At 44.6% G+C, this 17937-nt stretch carries 13 protein-coding genes; 12 read left to right on the top strand and 1 reads right to left on the bottom strand.

Annotated elements, in window-relative coordinates:
- The first annotated feature begins 96 nt into the window (after positions 1 to 96).
- The 10 genes from gyrA to pyrF all read left to right on the top strand — a co-directional run bounded on the left by gyrA (position 97) and on the right by pyrF (position 13055).
- Positions 97 to 2790 (top strand): DNA topoisomerase (ATP-hydrolyzing) subunit A, encoded by a 2694-nt coding sequence (gene gyrA, locus BM528_RS05480; protein WP_071979014.1) that lies wholly within the window; start codon positions 97 to 99, stop codon positions 2788 to 2790.
- A 171-nt stretch (positions 2791 to 2961) separates the two neighbouring features.
- The gene (gene serC, locus BM528_RS05475; RefSeq protein ID WP_071981174.1) at positions 2962 to 4047 is read left to right on the top strand and encodes a 3-phosphoserine/phosphohydroxythreonine transaminase; all 1086 of its coding nucleotides are present in this window, start codon (positions 2962 to 2964) and stop codon (positions 4045 to 4047) included.
- Positions 4048 to 4066: 19 nt separating this feature from the next.
- On the top strand, positions 4067 to 5344 hold the full coding sequence (aroA, locus tag BM528_RS05470; RefSeq protein WP_071981173.1) for a 3-phosphoshikimate 1-carboxyvinyltransferase: 1278 nt from the start codon (positions 4067 to 4069) through the stop codon (positions 5342 to 5344).
- Positions 5345 to 5475: 131 nt separating this feature from the next.
- Positions 5476 to 6147: a (d)CMP kinase gene (gene cmk, locus BM528_RS05465; protein ID WP_071981172.1), complete on the top strand. Its 672-nt coding sequence runs from the start codon at positions 5476 to 5478 to the stop codon at positions 6145 to 6147.
- Positions 6148 to 6267: 120 nt separating this feature from the next.
- Positions 6268 to 7938 (top strand): 30S ribosomal protein S1, encoded by a 1671-nt coding sequence (rpsA, locus tag BM528_RS05460; protein WP_071979013.1) that lies wholly within the window; start codon positions 6268 to 6270, stop codon positions 7936 to 7938.
- 77 nt (positions 7939 to 8015) lie between these two features.
- Positions 8016 to 8303: an integration host factor subunit beta gene (gene ihfB / locus BM528_RS05455; RefSeq protein ID WP_032096429.1), complete on the top strand. Its 288-nt coding sequence runs from the start codon at positions 8016 to 8018 to the stop codon at positions 8301 to 8303.
- Positions 8304 to 8474: 171 nt separating this feature from the next.
- Positions 8475 to 10814 carry a PilZ domain-containing protein gene (locus BM528_RS05450; RefSeq protein ID WP_071979012.1) on the top strand — a complete coding sequence of 780 codons (2340 nt, stop codon included), beginning with the start codon at positions 8475 to 8477 and terminating at the stop codon, positions 10812 to 10814.
- A gap of 106 nt (positions 10815 to 10920) precedes the next feature.
- A complete protein-coding gene (locus BM528_RS05445) occupies positions 10921 to 11166 on the top strand; it encodes a LapA family protein (protein ID WP_232230582.1) in 246 nt (81 codons plus the stop codon).
- Positions 11166 to 12335 (top strand): lipopolysaccharide assembly protein LapB, encoded by a 1170-nt coding sequence (gene lapB / locus BM528_RS05440; RefSeq protein ID WP_071979011.1) that lies wholly within the window; start codon positions 11166 to 11168, stop codon positions 12333 to 12335. The genes BM528_RS05445 and lapB overlap by 1 nt, the downstream gene beginning before the upstream one ends.
- A gap of 15 nt (positions 12336 to 12350) precedes the next feature.
- The gene (gene pyrF, locus BM528_RS05435; protein WP_071981170.1) at positions 12351 to 13055 is read left to right on the top strand and encodes an orotidine-5'-phosphate decarboxylase; all 705 of its coding nucleotides are present in this window, start codon (positions 12351 to 12353) and stop codon (positions 13053 to 13055) included.
- Positions 13056 to 13203: 148 nt separating this feature from the next.
- On the opposite strand, the gene ald is transcribed toward pyrF, so the two are convergent.
- A complete protein-coding gene (gene ald, locus BM528_RS05430) occupies positions 13204 to 14337 on the bottom strand; it encodes an alanine dehydrogenase (RefSeq protein WP_071979010.1) in 1134 nt (377 codons plus the stop codon).
- A gap of 158 nt (positions 14338 to 14495) precedes the next feature.
- On the opposite strand from ald, the gene lrp reads away from it, so the two are divergent.
- A complete protein-coding gene (lrp, locus tag BM528_RS05425) occupies positions 14496 to 14981 on the top strand; it encodes a leucine-responsive transcriptional regulator Lrp (RefSeq protein WP_071979009.1) in 486 nt (161 codons plus the stop codon).
- Positions 14982 to 15182: 201 nt separating this feature from the next.
- Positions 15183 to 17936 carry a DNA translocase FtsK gene (locus tag BM528_RS05420; protein ID WP_071979008.1) on the top strand — a complete coding sequence of 918 codons (2754 nt, stop codon included), beginning with the start codon at positions 15183 to 15185 and terminating at the stop codon, positions 17934 to 17936.
- Position 17937 lies beyond the last annotated feature (1 nt).

Genomic DNA, 17937 nt, shown 5'->3' with positions numbered 1-17937 from the left:
ACAATAGTGCGCACCATGTCCTTCTGATTTAATGAATCAAAACGAGGACAAAACGGATAACGCAGAACAAATCAAGAAAAAGGGATTAAGCAGTTTATGTCTGATAACGCTAAAGAAATTCTCCCCGTTAACATTGAGGAAGAGTTAAAAAACTCATACCTCGATTACGCGATGAGCGTTATTGTCGGGCGAGCATTGCCTGATGTACGAGATGGCTTGAAGCCAGTTCACCGCCGAGTGCTATTTGCGATGAACGAACTTAAAAATGACTTCAATAAGCCGTATAAAAAATCTGCCCGTGTGGTAGGTGACGTTATTGGTAAATATCACCCCCACGGTGATTCTGCTGTATACGACACAATAGTGCGAATGGCACAGCCGTTTTCACTGCGTTACATGCTAGTTGACGGTCAAGGTAACTTTGGTTCTGTAGATGGTGATTCTGCGGCAGCAATGCGTTATACCGAAGTCCGAATGGCTAAAATTGCTCATGAGCTTTTGGCCGACCTTGACAAAGAAACTGTTGATTTTGTGCCAAACTACGACGGTACAGAATTTATTCCTGAAGTTCTGCCCACAAAAGTGCCTAACTTACTAGTAAATGGTTCGTCGGGTATTGCGGTAGGTATGGCAACAAACATACCGCCTCACAACCTCACTGAAGTTATCAATGGCTGCGTTGCTCTTATTGAGAACCCTGATATAACAATTGATGAGTTAATGACTCATATCCCCGGCCCAGACTTCCCAACTGCCGCAACTATCAGCGGTCGTAAAGGTATTGAGGACGCGTACCGCACCGGTCGCGGCAAAATATACCTGCGAGCAAAAGCGGATATAGAAACCGACGCTAACGGTAAAGAAACAATTATCGTTAACGAAATACCTTATCAAGTTAACAAAGCTCGTCTTATTGAAAAAATGGCAGAGCTTGTTAAAGAAAAACGCATTGAAGGTATATCAGCATTACGCGACGAGTCTGACAAAGACGGTATGCGGATTGTTATCGAGGTTAAACGTAACGAATCAGCAGAAGTGTTGCTGAACCACCTGTATGCCAATACTCAGTTACAAACGGTATTTGGTATTAACATGGTAGCGCTGGACAATACCCAGCCAAAACTATTTAACCTTAAAGATACGCTGGAAGCCTTTATACTGCACCGTCGTGAGGTTGTTACTCGCCGTACGGTATTTGAGCTTCGCAAAGCACGTGATCGTGCGCACATCTTAGAAGGCTTGGCGATAGCGCTTGCTAATATCGACCCTATTATCGAGCTTATCAAGGCATCTCCAAGCCCCGCTGATGCTAAAAAAGCATTGGTTGCTCAAGGCTGGGCCCTTGGTGATGTATCGCAAATGCTAGAGCGCGCCGGTGACGATGCAGCACGACCAGATTGGTTAATGCCAGAATTTGGTATTCGCGACGGAAAATATTTCCTAACCGAGCAACAGGCACAAGCTATTCTTGACCTTCGCTTGCATAAGTTAACAGGTCTTGAACACGAAAAAATTCTTGAAGAATACAAGCAGTTACTTGAGCTTATTGCTGAGTTACTTCACATATTAAACAGCCCAGAGCGTTTGATGGAAGTTATTCAAGAAGAGCTTGAGAAAGTACGCGAAGAATACGGCGACGAGCGTCGTACAGAAATTACGGCTGCCAGCCACGATATCGACATTGAAGATCTAATCGAAAGAGAAGAGGTAGTAGTAACCTTGTCTCGTGAAGGTTACGTGAAGTACCAGAAGTTGACAGATTACGAGGCCCAGCGTCGCGGCGGCCGCGGTAAATCTGCAACTAAGATGAAAGACGAAGATATTATTGAGAAGCTGTTAGTGGCAAATACCCACGACCATATTCTTTGCTTCTCAACCCGCGGCAGGTTGTACTGGCTAAAAGTGTATCAGTTACCTTTCGCAAGCAGAAATGCGCGCGGTAGACCAATTGTCAATATTCTTCCACTTGAAGAAAATGAGAGAATTACCGCTATATTGCCTATCAAAGAATTTGTTGAAGGTAAATATGTGCTGATGGCAACGGCCAACGGCACGGTTAAAAAGACAGACTTGAGCCTGTACTCTCGCCCGCGTTCAAACGGTATAATTGCGGTGAACCTTAACGATGGTGACGAGCTAATTGGCGTAGATATTACCGACGGCGATGACGACATTATGTTGTTCTCTGATGCTGGTAAAGTTGTGCGTTTCAATGAGAAGCTTCGCGATAGTGAAACCGGTGAAGTTAAGCGCGATCCAGAAACGGGTGAAGAACTGTATGCCCTTAGACCCATGGGTAGAACTGCTACCGGTGTTCGAGGCATTCGCTTACAAGACGATCAAAAAGTAGTCTCTCTTATTGTTCCCAAAGGTGACGGACCTATTTTGACCGCAACGGTAAACGGTTTTGGTAAACGTACTCCGCTTGAAGAATACCCTGCGAAGAGCCGTGCAACACAAGGCGTGGTTTCTATTAAGGTATCGGAGCGAAACGGTAAAGTTGTCGGCGCTGTTCAGGTTGATGACTCAAATGAAATGATGCTAATTAGTGACCAGGGCACATTGGTACGTACACGGGTGAGTGAAGTATCCGTTGTCGGCCGAAACACTCAAGGCGTTCGCTTGATGCGTACTGTTGAAGGTGAACATGTGGTCGGGTTACAGCGTATCGAAGAAGTAGTAGATTTGCCTGATTTAGACGAAGATGGCAATCCAATTGTTTCTGAAGTATTACCTGAGCAAGAAGAAAACGTTGCACAAGACAACGATAGCTCAACGACAGAAGACTAGGGGTATTGTAGATTATCCAAGCACTGCGGTTACTGAGGTATTAATCTCAGAATAGGTCAGTAACGGGTAGTTGTGCAATATCAGTGTTCTTATAAACAAGCGGCTTATGCCGCTTGTTTGCCAATTGGCAGTTTAATTGGCATCAACAATATACAGGTGTTGAAAAACGCAATGAAAGAGGTATTCAACTTTAGCGCTGGCCCAGCAATGCTTCCTAAAGAAGTGATGCAAAAAGCCCAAAGCGAGTTCACGAACTGGCGGGATATGAACTGCTCAGTAATGGAAGTAAGTCATCGCGGCAAAGATTTCATAGAAATTGCTGCAAAGGCAGAGCAAGATCTGCGTGACCTTCTGTCAGTGCCTTCTAATTACCATGTACTTTTCACCCATGGTGGCGGGCGAGGACAATTTGCGGCGGTACCCCTTAACCTTTCCCAATCGGGCGACACTAGTTTGCATTTAGTAAGTGGCTCTTGGTCTAAAGGTGCTGTGGCAGAAGCGGACAAATACAACAATGCCGTTGTGGTTGGTGAAGTGTCAGAAAAAGATGGAATGCACTATGTCCCAAAGCCATCTTTGGCCAACATTGACCAAGGGGCTTCCTACTATCATTTTTGTCCGAACGAAACCGTAGACGGAATTGCTTTCGACTGGTTACCTGAATCGGGCGATGTGCCTCTGGTTTCAGATATGTCGTCTACCATTTTGTCTCAACCTATTGATGTTGCAAAACACGGCGTTATCTATGCTGGGGCTCAAAAAAATATTGGCCCTAGTGGTTTATCTGTAGTGATTGTTAGAGATGATCTAGTTGGCCGTGCACGCAAAGAAACGCCATCGATCTTTGACTACGAGCTAGCGGCAAAATCTGACTCTATGTATAACACGCCTCCTACATTTTCTTGGTATTTAGCGGGCCTAGTTTTTGAATGGCTCAAGGAAATGGGCGGCGTTGCTGCCATGGCGAAGCGTAATGCTGAAAAAGCGGCGTTGTTGTACTCGGCTATTGATAGCTCTGACTTTTATTCAAGTAACGTTCACCCAGACAATCGTTCAAAAATGAACGTACCGTTTCATCTCGCAAACACAGAGCTAGAAGGTCTGTTTTTAAAACAATCGCAAGAAGCTGGATTACTTGCTCTTAAAGGCCACCGCTCTGTTGGCGGTATGCGAGCTAGTATCTACAATGCGATGCCGGTAGACGGTGTTCTAGCATTGGTAGAATTTATGCGTGAGTTTGAACGAGTGAATGGATAAAGAACAAGTGAATACAAATATGGAACAGTTAACATTAGCACCGATTAGCAAAGTATCGGGAGTGGTCAATGTACCTGGTTCGAAGAGTCTGTCTAATAGAGCCTTGCTGCTTGCTGCGCTTTGTGAAGGAGATACCGAACTCACCAATCTTTTAGACAGTGACGACATTTCACATATGCTTAACGCGCTCACTCAGCTTGGAGTGAACTATACACTTAGCGATGATAAGACTCGATGCGTAGTGAAAGGTAATGGTGGCGCTTTTAATGTCAGTGAGCCACAGGAACTTTTTTTAGGAAATGCAGGTACTGCAATGCGCCCTTTGTGTGCTGCTTTGGCCGTGAGCAATGTGGATGTGGTGTTAACCGGTGAACCGCGCATGGAAGAACGTCCAATTTCAGATTTGGTGGACGGATTACGAGAAGCTGGCGCTGACATTAAGTATTTAAAAAATGATGGTTTTCCGCCCCTTCAAATTAAAGGCAAGGCGTTAACTGCTAATGAAATGTCTGTTGACGGCAGCGTATCTAGTCAATTTCTTACGGCGCTTTTGATGGCCGCACCACTGTTTAAAAATGATGTGACCATTAAGATAAAAGGTGAGTTGGTGTCTAAACCCTATATCGACATCACCCTTGATACCATGGCTAAGTTTGGTGTTGAAGTTGTAAATAACAATTATCAAACCTTCACCATTTCTGGCGACGCAAAATATGTGGCGCCGGGCAAATTTATGGTTGAGGGGGATGCGTCTTCTGCTTCTTACTTCCTCGCAGCTGGCGCTATTAAAGGTGGTACGGTACGCGTAACCGGTATTGGTAAAAACAGTATCCAAGGTGACATTCGCTTTGCAGAAGTATTAGAGGCGATGGGCGCTTCTGTAAACTGGCACGATGAATATATCGAAGTGACTGGTGCGCCATTGAAAGGTATTTCGATGGATATGAACCACATTCCAGATGCTGCTATGACGATTGCTACAACGGCGCTTTTCGCCGAGGGACCAACGTTAATGACCAACATCTATAATTGGCGTGTGAAGGAAACCGATAGGTTGCATGCGATGGCCACTGAATTGAGAAAAGTAGGGGCGAAGGTGGAAGAAGGGCACGACTACATAAAAGTATGGCCCACAGACGAACTGAAACACGCTGAAATTGATACCTACAATGACCATAGAATTGCCATGTGTTTTTCACTAGTTGCACTAAGCGATACGGCAGTCACGATAAACGACCCAGGATGTACCCGTAAAACGTTCCCTGACTATTTCACTCGATTTAATACCTTAGTCTAAGTTACCCGTGCGGTAATTATCTATGCGGACCAGTATTGTGTCGCCCTCTTCTTGAGAGGGCGGCATTGCTTATCCTGCACTAAAGCGTATAATTACGCGCGGTTTTTAGCAAAATGAAAAATGGAGCAGGTATGCATTCCACACCCGTAGTCACGGTCGACGGCCCAAGTGGTGCTGGTAAAGGTACTTTAAGTAGCTTATTAGCCAAAAAGTTAGAGTGGCACTTTTTAGATAGCGGTGCGATTTATCGCGTTCTTGCTGTTGCTGCGCTCCACCACGACCTCCCGTGTGATGATGAAGAATGTATTGTTCCTCTCGCAACTGGTCTAGATGTTAGTTTTGAGACCAATGGAGATGCCACACGCGTTATTTTGGAAGGCGAGGATGTTACCGACGACATTCGTACTGAAGACGTCGGTGCCGTTGCTTCCAAAGTGGCTGCATTACCCCGTGTTCGCGAAGCTTTGCTTCGTCGCCAGCGCGCATTTCAACAGGCTCCTGGTCTTGTTGCAGATGGTCGCGATATGGGAACTGTGGTATTCCCAGATGCACAGGTAAAGATTTTTCTTACAGCAAGCGCTGAAGCTCGCGCAGAGCGTCGTTATAGCCAGTTGAAAGCTAAGGGCATGGATGTTAATATTGCGCGCCTTTTAACCGATATCAAGGCAAGAGACGAGCGCGATACTCAACGTTCGGTAGCTCCTTTGGTACCGGCAGAAGATGCTGTAATTATAGATTCGACAGACTTGGATATTAACCAAGTCTTTGAAAAAGCGATGGATATTATTTCCTCACGAGGTTAATCCTGTGGGACAAAATACGTTCAAAGCAGAGCTGCTACAGGAAGTGGCGGCGATTTTTTAATAACCCCGCGTTATCCGGATTAGAAGCGTGGATATCAACTTAAAAGTTATCTGAGACTTATGACTGAAAATTTTGCACAACTTTTTGAAGAAAGCTTACAAGAACTAGAAACACGTCCTGGTTCAATTGTAAAAGGTACTGTTGTTTCTATCGACAAGGACATCGTTCTTGTTGACGCTGGCTTGAAATCAGAAAGTGCTATCCCAGCAGACCAATTTAAAAATGCTGAAGGCGAATTAGAAATTGCCATCGGTGACGAAGTAGATGTAGCACTAGATGCTGTAGAAGATGGTTTCGGTGAAACTATCCTATCTCGCGAAAAAGCGAAGCGTCACGAAGCATGGGTTGAGCTGGAAAAAGCTTACGATGATAAGGTTACCATTAAGGGCGTTATCAACGGTAAAGTTAAAGGCGGTTTCACTGTTGAAGTAAACAGTGTACGCGCATTCCTTCCAGGTTCATTGGTTGATGTACGTCCAGTACGTGACACAACTCACCTTGAAGGCAAAGAGCTTGAATTCAAAGTTATCAAGCTTGATGCAAAACGCAACAACGTTGTTGTTTCTCGTCGTGCAGTTATCGAAGCAGAAAGCAGCCAAGAGCGCGAAACACTTCTTGCAAACCTTGAAGAAGGCCACGAAATCAAAGGTATCGTTAAGAACCTTACCGATTACGGTGCGTTCGTTGACCTTGGTGGCGTAGACGGTCTACTACACATTACAGATATGGCTTGGAAGCGCGTTAAGCACCCAAGTGAAATCGTTAATGTTGGTGACGAAATTAACGTTAAAGTACTTAAGTTCGACAAAGAGAAGCAGCGTGTTTCTCTTGGTATGAAGCAAATGGGCAACGATCCATGGCAAGAAATTGCGTCTCGTTACCCAGAAGGTACTAAGATCAACGGTCAGGTAACTAACCTAACTGATTACGGCTGCTTCGTAGAAATCGAAGACGGTGTAGAAGGTCTAGTACACGTTTCTGAAATGGACTGGACTAACAAGAACATCCACCCATCTAAAGTTGTTAACCTAGGTGACACTGTTGATGTAATGGTTCTTGAAATTGACGAAGAGCGTCGTCGTATTTCTCTAGGTCTTAAGCAATGTATTGCTAACCCTTGGGAAACTTTCGCTGAGTCACACGAAAAAGGTGACAAAGTATCTGGTAAGATCAAGTCAATCACTGACTTCGGTATCTTCATCGGTCTTGACGGCGGCATCGACGGTCTAGTTCACCTTTCTGACATCAGCTGGAACAAATCTGGTGAAGACGCAGTTCGCGACTATAAGAAAGGCGACGAAATCTCTGCAGTTGTGCTTCAAGTCGATCCAGAGCGTGAGCGTATCTCTCTAGGCGTTAAGCAAATTGAAGAAGATCCGTTCAACAAGTATCTGACAGATAACAAGAAAGGTGCTATCGTTGTTGGTACAGTAACTGAAGTTGAGCCAAAAGGCGTTACTGTAAACCTAGCTGAAGAAGTTGATGGTTACATCCGTGTTGCAGATATTGCTGTAGAACGTGTTGAAGACGCAACTGAAGTAGCAAAAGTTGGTGATAGCATTGAAGCGAAATTTATGGGCGTTGACCGTAAAAACCGCACTGTTAACCTATCTGTAAGAGCGAAAGATCAGGCTGACGAGAAAGAAGCTATCGACAAGGTTAACCAGCAAGACGATGCTGGTTTTGCTAACGCGATGGCAGAAGCATTCAAAGCTGCTAAAGGCGAGTAATGCTTTTGTGGGTGTGCAAAAGGCACACCCTGTTCGCGATAGCTGTTTAAACAATAATATTGACAATGAGGTTAAGCATGACCAAGTCTGAATTAATTGAACGGCTCGCGGATCAAGCGCGTCAGGTTCCCGCGAAGGAGCTAGAACTGGCAATTAAAGAGCTTCTCGAACAAATGGCGCAAACCCTTCAGAAGGGCGAGCGTATTGAAATTCGAGGTTTCGGTAGTTTTTCACTGCACTACCGCGCGCCACGCGTAGGTAGAAACCCTAAAACGGGCGAAACTGTAAAGCTGGACGGTAAGTACGTTCCACACTTTAAGCCAGGCAAAGAACTTCGTGAAAGAGTTGATGCCTCAATAGCTTAGATATAAAAGCCGCTTTAAAAGCGGCTTTTTTGTGCCCGCTATTTACCTTGGTTCTTTCTTTTTTATGCGTATACTTTGTAATACGTATGTTTCTTGCTGAATAACTATTGACCCCTTTATTAAGACAGTTATATATTACCCGAATAATAATAATCGGTTTTTATAGAAGTCATGTCAGCCGGCGAAGAACAAGCAATAATAAAACAGTATCAGCCGCTAATTCGTGCACTCATTCCCTACGAGCAACAAAATCGCTTGTTAGAAGGTATTAACAAGTTTTCAAAACGTTTGCCTAGCAGTGTGCGAAAGGTAGTCAAAGAGGAGGTCGTTAGGCTTACTTCACTCACAGACGCGCCTGCAGATAATTCCGCCTTTGCACAGTTTCCCGTTATGAAGTTTAAGCACTTTGGTATTCAAATGCGCTTAGACAAAGTAGGGGCTAAAATCCTCAAAAGCGAGACCTCGCTTTATCAAGATAGATATACCGTTGGTGTTTTCGAGTCGGTGATGAATTCCGACTTCTATCAGAATCAAATTAAGAAAGATCAGTTTAGAAAAATAGTCGATGCGTTCAATATTGAAAGTCAGTCGTTTACTGATATTGATTTTGGGGATGACATAGCCATTCGTCCAAATTTTACAGTATCATCGCCAGACTTCGAAAAGGGTAGGCATTGCTCTGTTAGTTCATTTTCTCATGTAGGGATGGCGGTAGAAACTAAACGTCCGCCTAATGTCACCACAGGTGATGATATTACTTTCACTCTACCGGAGGTGTTAGGTCTAACTAAAGAGCCTACCGATATAACTTTTCATCTGCAGTCGGTGAAATACAATAAGCATCTTGGAAAGTATGAGTCATTCTTTTTGTTCCCCAACGATATTGATAGCGACTTTATCAATATATTAAAACGCTATATTGAGATTACTGCACACCGCCAACCCCTGCAGCGAGATTTAGAAATAGAACGAGCGATGCAGGAGTTAGAGAGAGACAGAATTTTAGAAAATAGTCCATGGCTGCCAGTGTACTTGTCTCCCCATAAGAAAAGCTTGAAGCCAAATATTGCCTTGTTCACCAAAGCTAACGTAGAGCATAACAATGCTGAGAACCTTCTTGCCAGTCTTCAGGACAAGCCATTTTTTGAGTCTCTTTCAAACGAACTATTGAAATACAACGAAGCTTTTGTCTTTCATGGAACAATAAAAGTTAAAAGTGGCGCTGTGAAAATTACGGCAACGCACAGGCAACTTATCAAGCTAGGTCAGTTAAACGCGCTTATATACCTACTGGCAAAGAATGGTGATTTTATTTGTACTCATTGCAGAATGGATACAGTCACTCGAGAGGATAAGCAAAAAGCGTTTGCTATTCATGACATCGCAAGTAAAGAGTTTGAACAGCTGTCTAATTTAAGTCACGTGCTCTATTGCAAAGATGTGTCTAGCTACATAGCAAATTTAACCCTTAGCGCTAAATGTAATTTCAAACCACTCTCCAGTGAGCTTAAAGCCAGTGGCGATAATTGGCATATCGACTACGTAATGGAAGAAGACTTAGACAGACGAAGTGAAACCCGTTATGTCATTGATAAGTCAGCGTCGATAAAAATGGGGCTGCTTTCGTCAATAGACGCTAAAGTTGCTGATTTATCTGCCAGCGGAATGCGATTGCTTGTAGCGCCAAATAGCGAGCTGCAAAAAGATATTCGTGTTTCCGTTCCCGATTTGAAGATTAAAAACGAAAAATACAAAGTGGTGCACTATCATCCGCCCTCAGGGGTTGTGAGACTCAATTTATCTGAAGACGGGCGAAAGTCAAAAGTAAGCGCCAATGTGGACAATATCGTTGAGGAAAACACCGCGTACTTTAAGGTGAGAGATATCGCTCGTATTCAGCGTTCTACTCATCGATTCATATGGGAGCTTGCGGTAAGGCATATGCCGTCACTTGCAGTGTTATGTGTAATGAACCGCTTTACACTAGATAGACTAAAAACCGTTTATCAGAGTGATAATTCGGATGATCTTTATCCGTTTTCTCGCACGCAAAACATTATTCCACTACACGGTTTTTTCGCTGATAAAGGACAGGCCAAACCCAAATCGCAAATACTCGAAGGCATGTTTAAAGAGACGCTAGAGCAAAGCTTAGTCGTGCATTGTGTTCGAAAAAGCGATAACCGCCTTGTATTTATCAAAGAAAAAGACTTTCTCTACTCTAAACTACGTGCGCAAATTAAGAGCCAATTAGAAGAAGGGAAAATTCAGCTAAGCGCTACAGATGTTACTGCTATTCGATGTCATGGTGCTATTACTCCGCTCACTAAAAAGCGCTTAGCTCAGTTGTCTAAGCTCGACAAAGCTATGTATGACAAATTAGAAACCATGCAGGCTGGTTACACCCACTGTATTTTCATCACAAATATGTCTGCGTTGCATCACGATTTAGTGGTTGAAAACCTCATAGCAAAACGAAAAGCAAAAGAAGCGGAGCCTGTGCCTGCATAAACATCCTCGCGCATCATTAGGTAGCGCTTTTTTGTGTTATCTTATTTCCTGTTTTGCTATTCTTAGCAACAAATTAAAAATAAAGGGCTTTGTGTTGAAAGGGATCGTGTCATTTCTGATCATTCTAGTGCTACTTGCGGTGGCCTTTGTCATAGGTTCGCAAAACGAGGGAATGGTAACAGTAAACTACCTTATTGCTCAGGCGAACATACGACTGTCCACACTGATTGCTATTTCGTTATCTATAGGAGTTATTGTAGGTATCTTAATTATGCTAGCTAGCTGGTTGCGATTGAAAGTGCAGCTAATGTCGGCAAAATCTAAGATGCAGCATTTGGAAAAAGAACACTAATGCTTGAGTTGCTGTTTTTACTTTTGCCTGTTGCCGCAGGATATGGCTGGATAATGGGGCGCAATAGCGTTCGCCAGGCGCAGAGGAAGCAGTCGAGTATACTCTCTAAGTATTATTACAAAGGCCTAAATTTTCTCCTTTCAGACCAACCAGATAAGGCGGTTGATACATTAATTAAAATGATTAATGTCAATAGCGATACTGTGGAAACGCACATCGCGATGGGAAGCTTCTTTCGCCATCGGGGCGAAATAGACCGCGCCATCAAAGTACATCAAAATTTAGTTAGTCGCGACGAACTTCAGCCGGCACAGCGTGAAAATGCGCTTCGAGAGCTTGGTCAAGATTACACCCAAGCGGGCTTTTTAGAGCGCGCAGAAAACGCTTTTTTACAGTTACTAAACAGTGACAAACACTACTTGGTTGCGCAGCAACAGTTATTCAGTATTTATCAAACCACCAAAGAATGGCAACGTGCTATAGAGCTAGCTGAGCGCATGGTAGAGTGCCATGGCGACAACGATGATGTATGCGAGCGTTTGGCCCATTTTTATTGCGAACAGGCAACTGTTGAGCTTAAAAACGACGCTCAGGGAGCAGCGCTTACGTTGTTGCAAAAAGCTGTGAACGCAGACGAACATGCGGTTCGCCCTTGGCTAATGCTGGGTGAGCTAGCGCTTGATCAAAAGCGTTATACCGACGCAACGGCTTATTTCGTTCAGGTGGCAGAACGAGATATCAACTGGTTTAGTGAGGCCGTTCCTAGTTTAGAGAAAATAGCTGAAGAAACTGGGGAGTGGGACGCCTTCGAGAAGAACTTAGAAGCACATTGGCAAGAATGCGCCACGTCATACCTGGCAATGGTAGATGTATTAATGAAGAAGGGTGAAACATCTCAGGCCAGTGAATATCTTATCGAGCAACTGCGAAAACGCCCCACAATGCGCGGCTTTAAGACTCTTATGGGGCTGTATATAGACCAGCTAGAAGATAAAAATTCCGCTAATAGCTTACGTGATTTAAAAGAGTTAGTAGAAAAGCAAATGCTACAGAGACCGAAGTATCGCTGCAACAGCTGTGGTTTTTCGGGTAGAAAATTATATTGGTTATGCCCATCATGTAAGAAATGGGGTGTTGTTAAGCCCATTAAAGGGTTGGATGGAGAGTAGCGTAAGATGCAAGATATGCAAAAGCCGACTAAAGAGCCTCGCGTCATTGTCGCGCTTGATTACGATGACAAAGACAGTGCACTGGCGTTTGTTGATAAATTAGATCCCAGTCAGTGTAAGCTAAAAGTTGGCAAAGAGATGTTTACTTTGTTTGGGCCAGAGTTTGTCAAAACTTTGATAGGAAAAGGGTTTGATGTCTTTTTAGATTTGAAGTTTCATGACATACCTAATACGGTAGCCAAAGCCTGCAAAGCAGCCGCCGAACTCGGTGTGTGGATGGTAAATGTTCATGCATCAGGCGGGCTTCCGATGATGCAGGCCGCCAAGCAGGCGATTGAAAATAGCGCTAACCCAAGCACTAAATTAATCGCAGTCACAGTGCTGACGAGTATGGACCAAGAGCAACTTTCTGGCGTGATTGATAATGTTACACCAGAAGAGCAAGTTTTAAGGTTAGCGGCACTGACTGCCACAGCAGGGCTAGACGGAATTGTGTGCTCTGCTAAAGAAGCTAAAGCACTGCGTAATTCACACAGCAACGACTTTCTATTAGTGACGCCAGGAATTCGACCTGTCGGTGCAGACGCTGGGGACCAAAAGCGGGTGATGACACCTGCAGAGGCAATGAAAGATGGCGTAAGCTATTTAGTAATGGGAAGGCCTATCACTCAAGCAGCAGATCCTATGGCTGTGTTAACTCAGGTAAATGACTCTATTTGAGGCTAGCCCAGCGTTTTGCATTATCTGAACGTTTAGTCGGTGAGAAAAGCAATAAAAAGCCCGATATTTCTTAAATGTCGGGCTTTTGTTTACCTGGAGTCTTTAAGCTATTAGCTTTTAAATTTAGCGAGCGATCTCATAAAATGGTTTATAAACCTTTTAACGCCACTTCAGCAGGTGTGTAGGTCAGGCCTAGTTCTTCACCTAGTGCGTCGACAACGGCTCTATAAGTTACTTTACCTTCGTGGGTGTTTAGTCCGTTAAGTAAATGCTTGTCATCAAGCATTGCCTGTACCGGCCCTTTATTTGCCAAGGCTAAACCAAAAGGTAGCGTAGCATTGTTTAATGCCATGGTTGAGGTACGTGCCACACCGCCTGGCATGTTCGCAACACAATAGTGAACTACGTCATCAATTACGTAAACCGGATCTTGATGCGTTGTAGCTTTTGATGTTTCAAAACATCCGCCTTGGTCAATGGCTACATCAACCAATACCGAGCCAGGCTTCATGGCTGCAATTTGCTCACGATTAAGTAGTTTTGGCGCTGCCGCTCCTGGAATAAGTACTGCACCTACCACAAGGTCAGCCTTTGAAGAATAATGCTCAATTGCATCAACCGTCGAGTATACGGTTTTCACTTGGCCATTGAAAATATCATCAATCTGGCGAAGACGAGGCAGAGAGCGATCAAGAATAACCACTTCTGCGCCTAAACCAAGAGCCATTTTTGCAGCATTAGTGCCAACAACACCTCCGCCAATGACAAGTACTTTACCTGGAGCAACACCGGGTACGCCACCAAGTAATGTCCCGCTTCCGCCGTGGGCTTTTTCTAGGTAATGAGCGCCAGCTTGAACAGACATACGGCCAGCGACTTCACTCATAGGAGCAAGGAGCGGAAGGCCACCGCGATCATCTGTTACAGTTTCATACGCAATACAGGTTGCGCCTGATTCCACGAGAAGTTTAGTCTGTGTAGGATCGGGTGCTAAGTGCAAATAGGTATAAAGCGTTTGCCCTTTTCTCAGCATTTTACATTCATTAGGCTGTGGCTCTTTCACTTTAATTATCATTTCTGCTTCTGCGAAGACTTGCTCTGCAGTAGGCGCAATAGTTGCTCCAGCAGCAACGTACATATCATCTGTGAAGCCAATTGCATCGCCCGCTAACGTTTGTACCAGCACTGAATGCCCGTTACTCGTAAATTCTTTTACTGCAGCTGGCGTTAGGCCAACACGGTACTCGTGATTTTTTATTTCTTTTGGTACACCAACTAACATACAAGGTCCTCTTTTACTGGTGAGCTCAGTGTGGCTCGAACAAATATTTACTGAAAAACTATTTGGCGAGTATACGTGAATAAAAAGCGAACTATGTGCTGAAAAATACGAGTTTATAAAATATAGTATGGCTAAATCAGGCTTTAGTAATATTTTATATGCTAGTAAAAACACCTAAACACCTTGACCGAATAGACAGGAATATTCTTGTTCAGCTTCAGAAAAACGGTCGAATTTCTAACGTGGAATTGGCGAAAGAAGTGGGGCTAAGTCCTAGCCCATGCCTAGAGCGCGTAAAGCGTCTAGAAAGTCAGGGATATATAAAAGGTTATCACGCTCTCGTTGATCCTGAGAAATTAGGTGCCGCTATGTTGGTGTTTGTCGAAATAACTCTTACGAAGACATCTGTCGATATCTTTGCAGAATTTTCTGCTGCGGTGAAGCTTCACGATGATATTCAAGAGTGTCACCTTGTGTCAGGCGATTTTGATTTTCTCTTAAAAGCTAGGGTTGCAGATATGTCGAGTTATCGTAAATTGTTGGGCGACACTTTGTTGCGTTTACCCGGAGTTAGTGAGTCTCGCACCTATGTGGTGATGGAAGAAGTAAAAAGTACGTCGTCGTTGAGGATTAATTTGAAGTAATGAAAGCATGGCTGAAAATGTTGCTTTTGTGGTAGGCTGTGCAAAAATACAGTGCTTGAATATTCGCACGCTTTCAATACCTTACAGAAGCGACTCAAGCGGTAATAGAGTAGGGAATGCAAGGATCAGTACCAATGATACTTGTGCTTAAGGGCATTACATCCTCATTAATGCCACATACATTAAAGGTTTTTCAGAGTTATGGCGCGATTAACAGGGGTTCAGCGAGTGTGGGAAGCAGGCATGATAGTCGCCTGTGTTTTCGCCTTCTTCTTATTGCTGGCACTAGCATCTTTTCACCCGGGTGATCCGGGGTGGAGTCAAGCAGGTTTACAACTTGATGTTCATAATTGGGTGGGCGCTACCGGAGCCTGGGTTGCCGATTTGTTATTGTTCTCCTTTGGATACCTTGCCTACCTGTTGCCATTCGGTGCAGCATTCTTAGGTTGGTTTCTTTTCCAGCATATAAAAGAACTCGATGAGTTCGATTACCTTACTATTGGACTTCGCATAATTGGCGGCCTTTTAATGGCCCTAGGCGCAACGGGTATCGCTAGTATTAACTTTGATGATATTTTCAACTTCTCTGCTGGCGGATTTGTTGGCGACGTTATTAGCTCGGCCTTAGTACCCTATTTTAATACAGCAGGAACCATATTGCTGTTGCTGTGCTTTTTCTGCACTGGGTTTACCTTACTAACTGGCATTAGCTGGCTATTTATAATTGATAAAATTGGTGAGAGTACGCTGTGGTTAACCCGTAAAGCGGTAACCGCTCCGCAGCGTGTACTTGCTCTAGAAATACCTCGCTTAGCACTTTCAAGCAATGCTAAGACTGGCAATGGTCACTCAGGTGAGCTCGATATTACAACTATGCGTGCCGAGCCTGCGTTTGAAGCAGACGAAGAGGAAAAGCCATCACCGCGCAAAGAGGGAAGGGGACCAGAGAGACAGTTTGGCAGCAAGGAAAGCGCACCTACAGCGCAAACACCTCCATTTTATTCCCATACCGATGAGCCAGATAACGACGAAGAGGAAAGTCTTGGTGAACATGAGGGCGCGAACTCAGAACAAGGTGCACAGCACACTGCGGAACCCAAGAAATCAGCATTTTCACTTTCTGGAATGCGCGAGGCTGTAAAAGACAAAGTAGGGCTTGGCTCGTCATCGTCGTATGAAGAGACCAGTACAGCACAAACGACAATAGAGAAAACTGAGCCTACATTCAGTGCGTTTGACGAATATGAAGAGTTCGATGCTGATATGCCTTATGCCAGTGACGAGGATGAACCTGCACATCAGCAAGGTCAGAAACAGGCCTTAGATAGCCACGAGGTTGATACCAGTTCAGATGCTAACGTAAATACAAACGTGAACGAAACTGCAGTGCAGCAGCCGTTTTCACCTGCAGCGGTGGGCGCTAAACCCATAAAACCTAAACCTGTGGTGGATGAGTCTTTAGCTCCAATGCCGTCGTTTGACCTTTTAGAACGAGCAGACAAGCACGAGAACCCGCTGACACAGGAAGAGATTGACGGCATATCTAGGCTTGTTGAAGAAAAGCTAGCCGATTTTAATATTGAAGCCACAGTAGTGGGTGTGTATCCAGGCCCCGTAATTACCCGATTCGAGCTTGATTTAGCACCTGGGGTGAAAGTAAGTAAGATAACTGGCTTATCGAAAGACCTAGCGCGAGCGATGTCTGCTATTTCGGTGCGTGTTGTAGAAGTTATCCCCGGAAAGTCGGTAATTGGTTTAGAGTTGCCAAATAAACAGCGTGAAATGGTGCGTTTAAGTGAAGTGATAAGCTGCGATACGTTCCAATCTAACAAGTCGCCACTCACCATGGTGCTTGGCGCTGATATTTCTGGCAAGCCCGTTATTGTAGATTTAGCAAAAATGCCTCATGTGTTAGTGGCGGGTACAACGGGATCGGGTAAATCGGTAGGCGTTAACGTCATGATTTTGAGCTTGCTGTATAAAAGTACTCCTGAAGACGTTCGCATGATCATGATTGACCCAAAAATGCTTGAACTGTCTGTGTATGAGGGTATTCCTCATCTACTTTCTGAAGTCGTTACCGACATGAAAGAAGCCGCCAATGCGCTTCGCTGGTGCGTGGGCGAAATGGAGCGACGCTATCGTCTTATGAGCGCGCTTGGAGTGAGAAACCTCAAGGGCTATAACGTAAAAGTAGAAGAAGCCAAAGCTAACGGAACTCCGATAAAGGATCCGCTGTGGAAAAGTGAAGAAAGCATGGAAGCGGAAGCTCCTGATTTAGACAAGTTGCCAGCCATTGTTGTTGTGGTCGACGAATTCGCCGATATGATGATGATCGTGGGCAAGAAAGTAGAAGAGCTTATCGCTCGAATTGCACAGAAAGCCCGCGCTGCTGGAATACACCTTATTTTAGCAACACAGCGTCCTTCTGTTGACGTTATTACCGGATTAATAAAAGCCAATATTCCAACGCGTATAGCCTTTCAGGTATCGAGCAAGATCGACTCACGCACCATATTAGACCAACAGGGCGCCGAAACGCTTCTTGGCATGGGCGATATGTTGTATTTACCGCCGGGAAGCCCCGTGCCAACAAGGGTTCATGGTGCATTTGTAGACGACCATGAAGTTCATGCTGTTGTTGCAGACTGGCAGAAACGTGGCGAGCCTGAATACATTGATGAAATTCTCAACGGTGAAGCATCTGCAGAGGTGTTGTTACCGGGCGAGCAGCCGGAAGGCGAAGAGCAAGAGTTTGATGCTTTTTACGATGATGCTGTTGCTTTCGTAACCGAAACCCGCCGTGCGAGTGTGTCTAGCGTGCAGCGCAAGTTTAGAATTGGTTACAATCGCGCAGCGCGCTTGGTGGAACAAATGGAAGCTAGTGGGGTCGTAAGTGCACAAGGGCACAACGGAAATCGAGAAGTCATTGCGCCGCCGCCAATCAAGGATTAAC

It is taken from the genome of Alteromonas sp. RW2A1, from assembly GCF_001886475.1.
GTDB classification, from domain to species: domain Bacteria; phylum Pseudomonadota; class Gammaproteobacteria; order Enterobacterales; family Alteromonadaceae; genus Alteromonas; species Alteromonas hispanica.
Note: the sequence above shows the minus strand (reverse complement) of the source record. Positions and strands in the feature narration are given on the sequence as shown.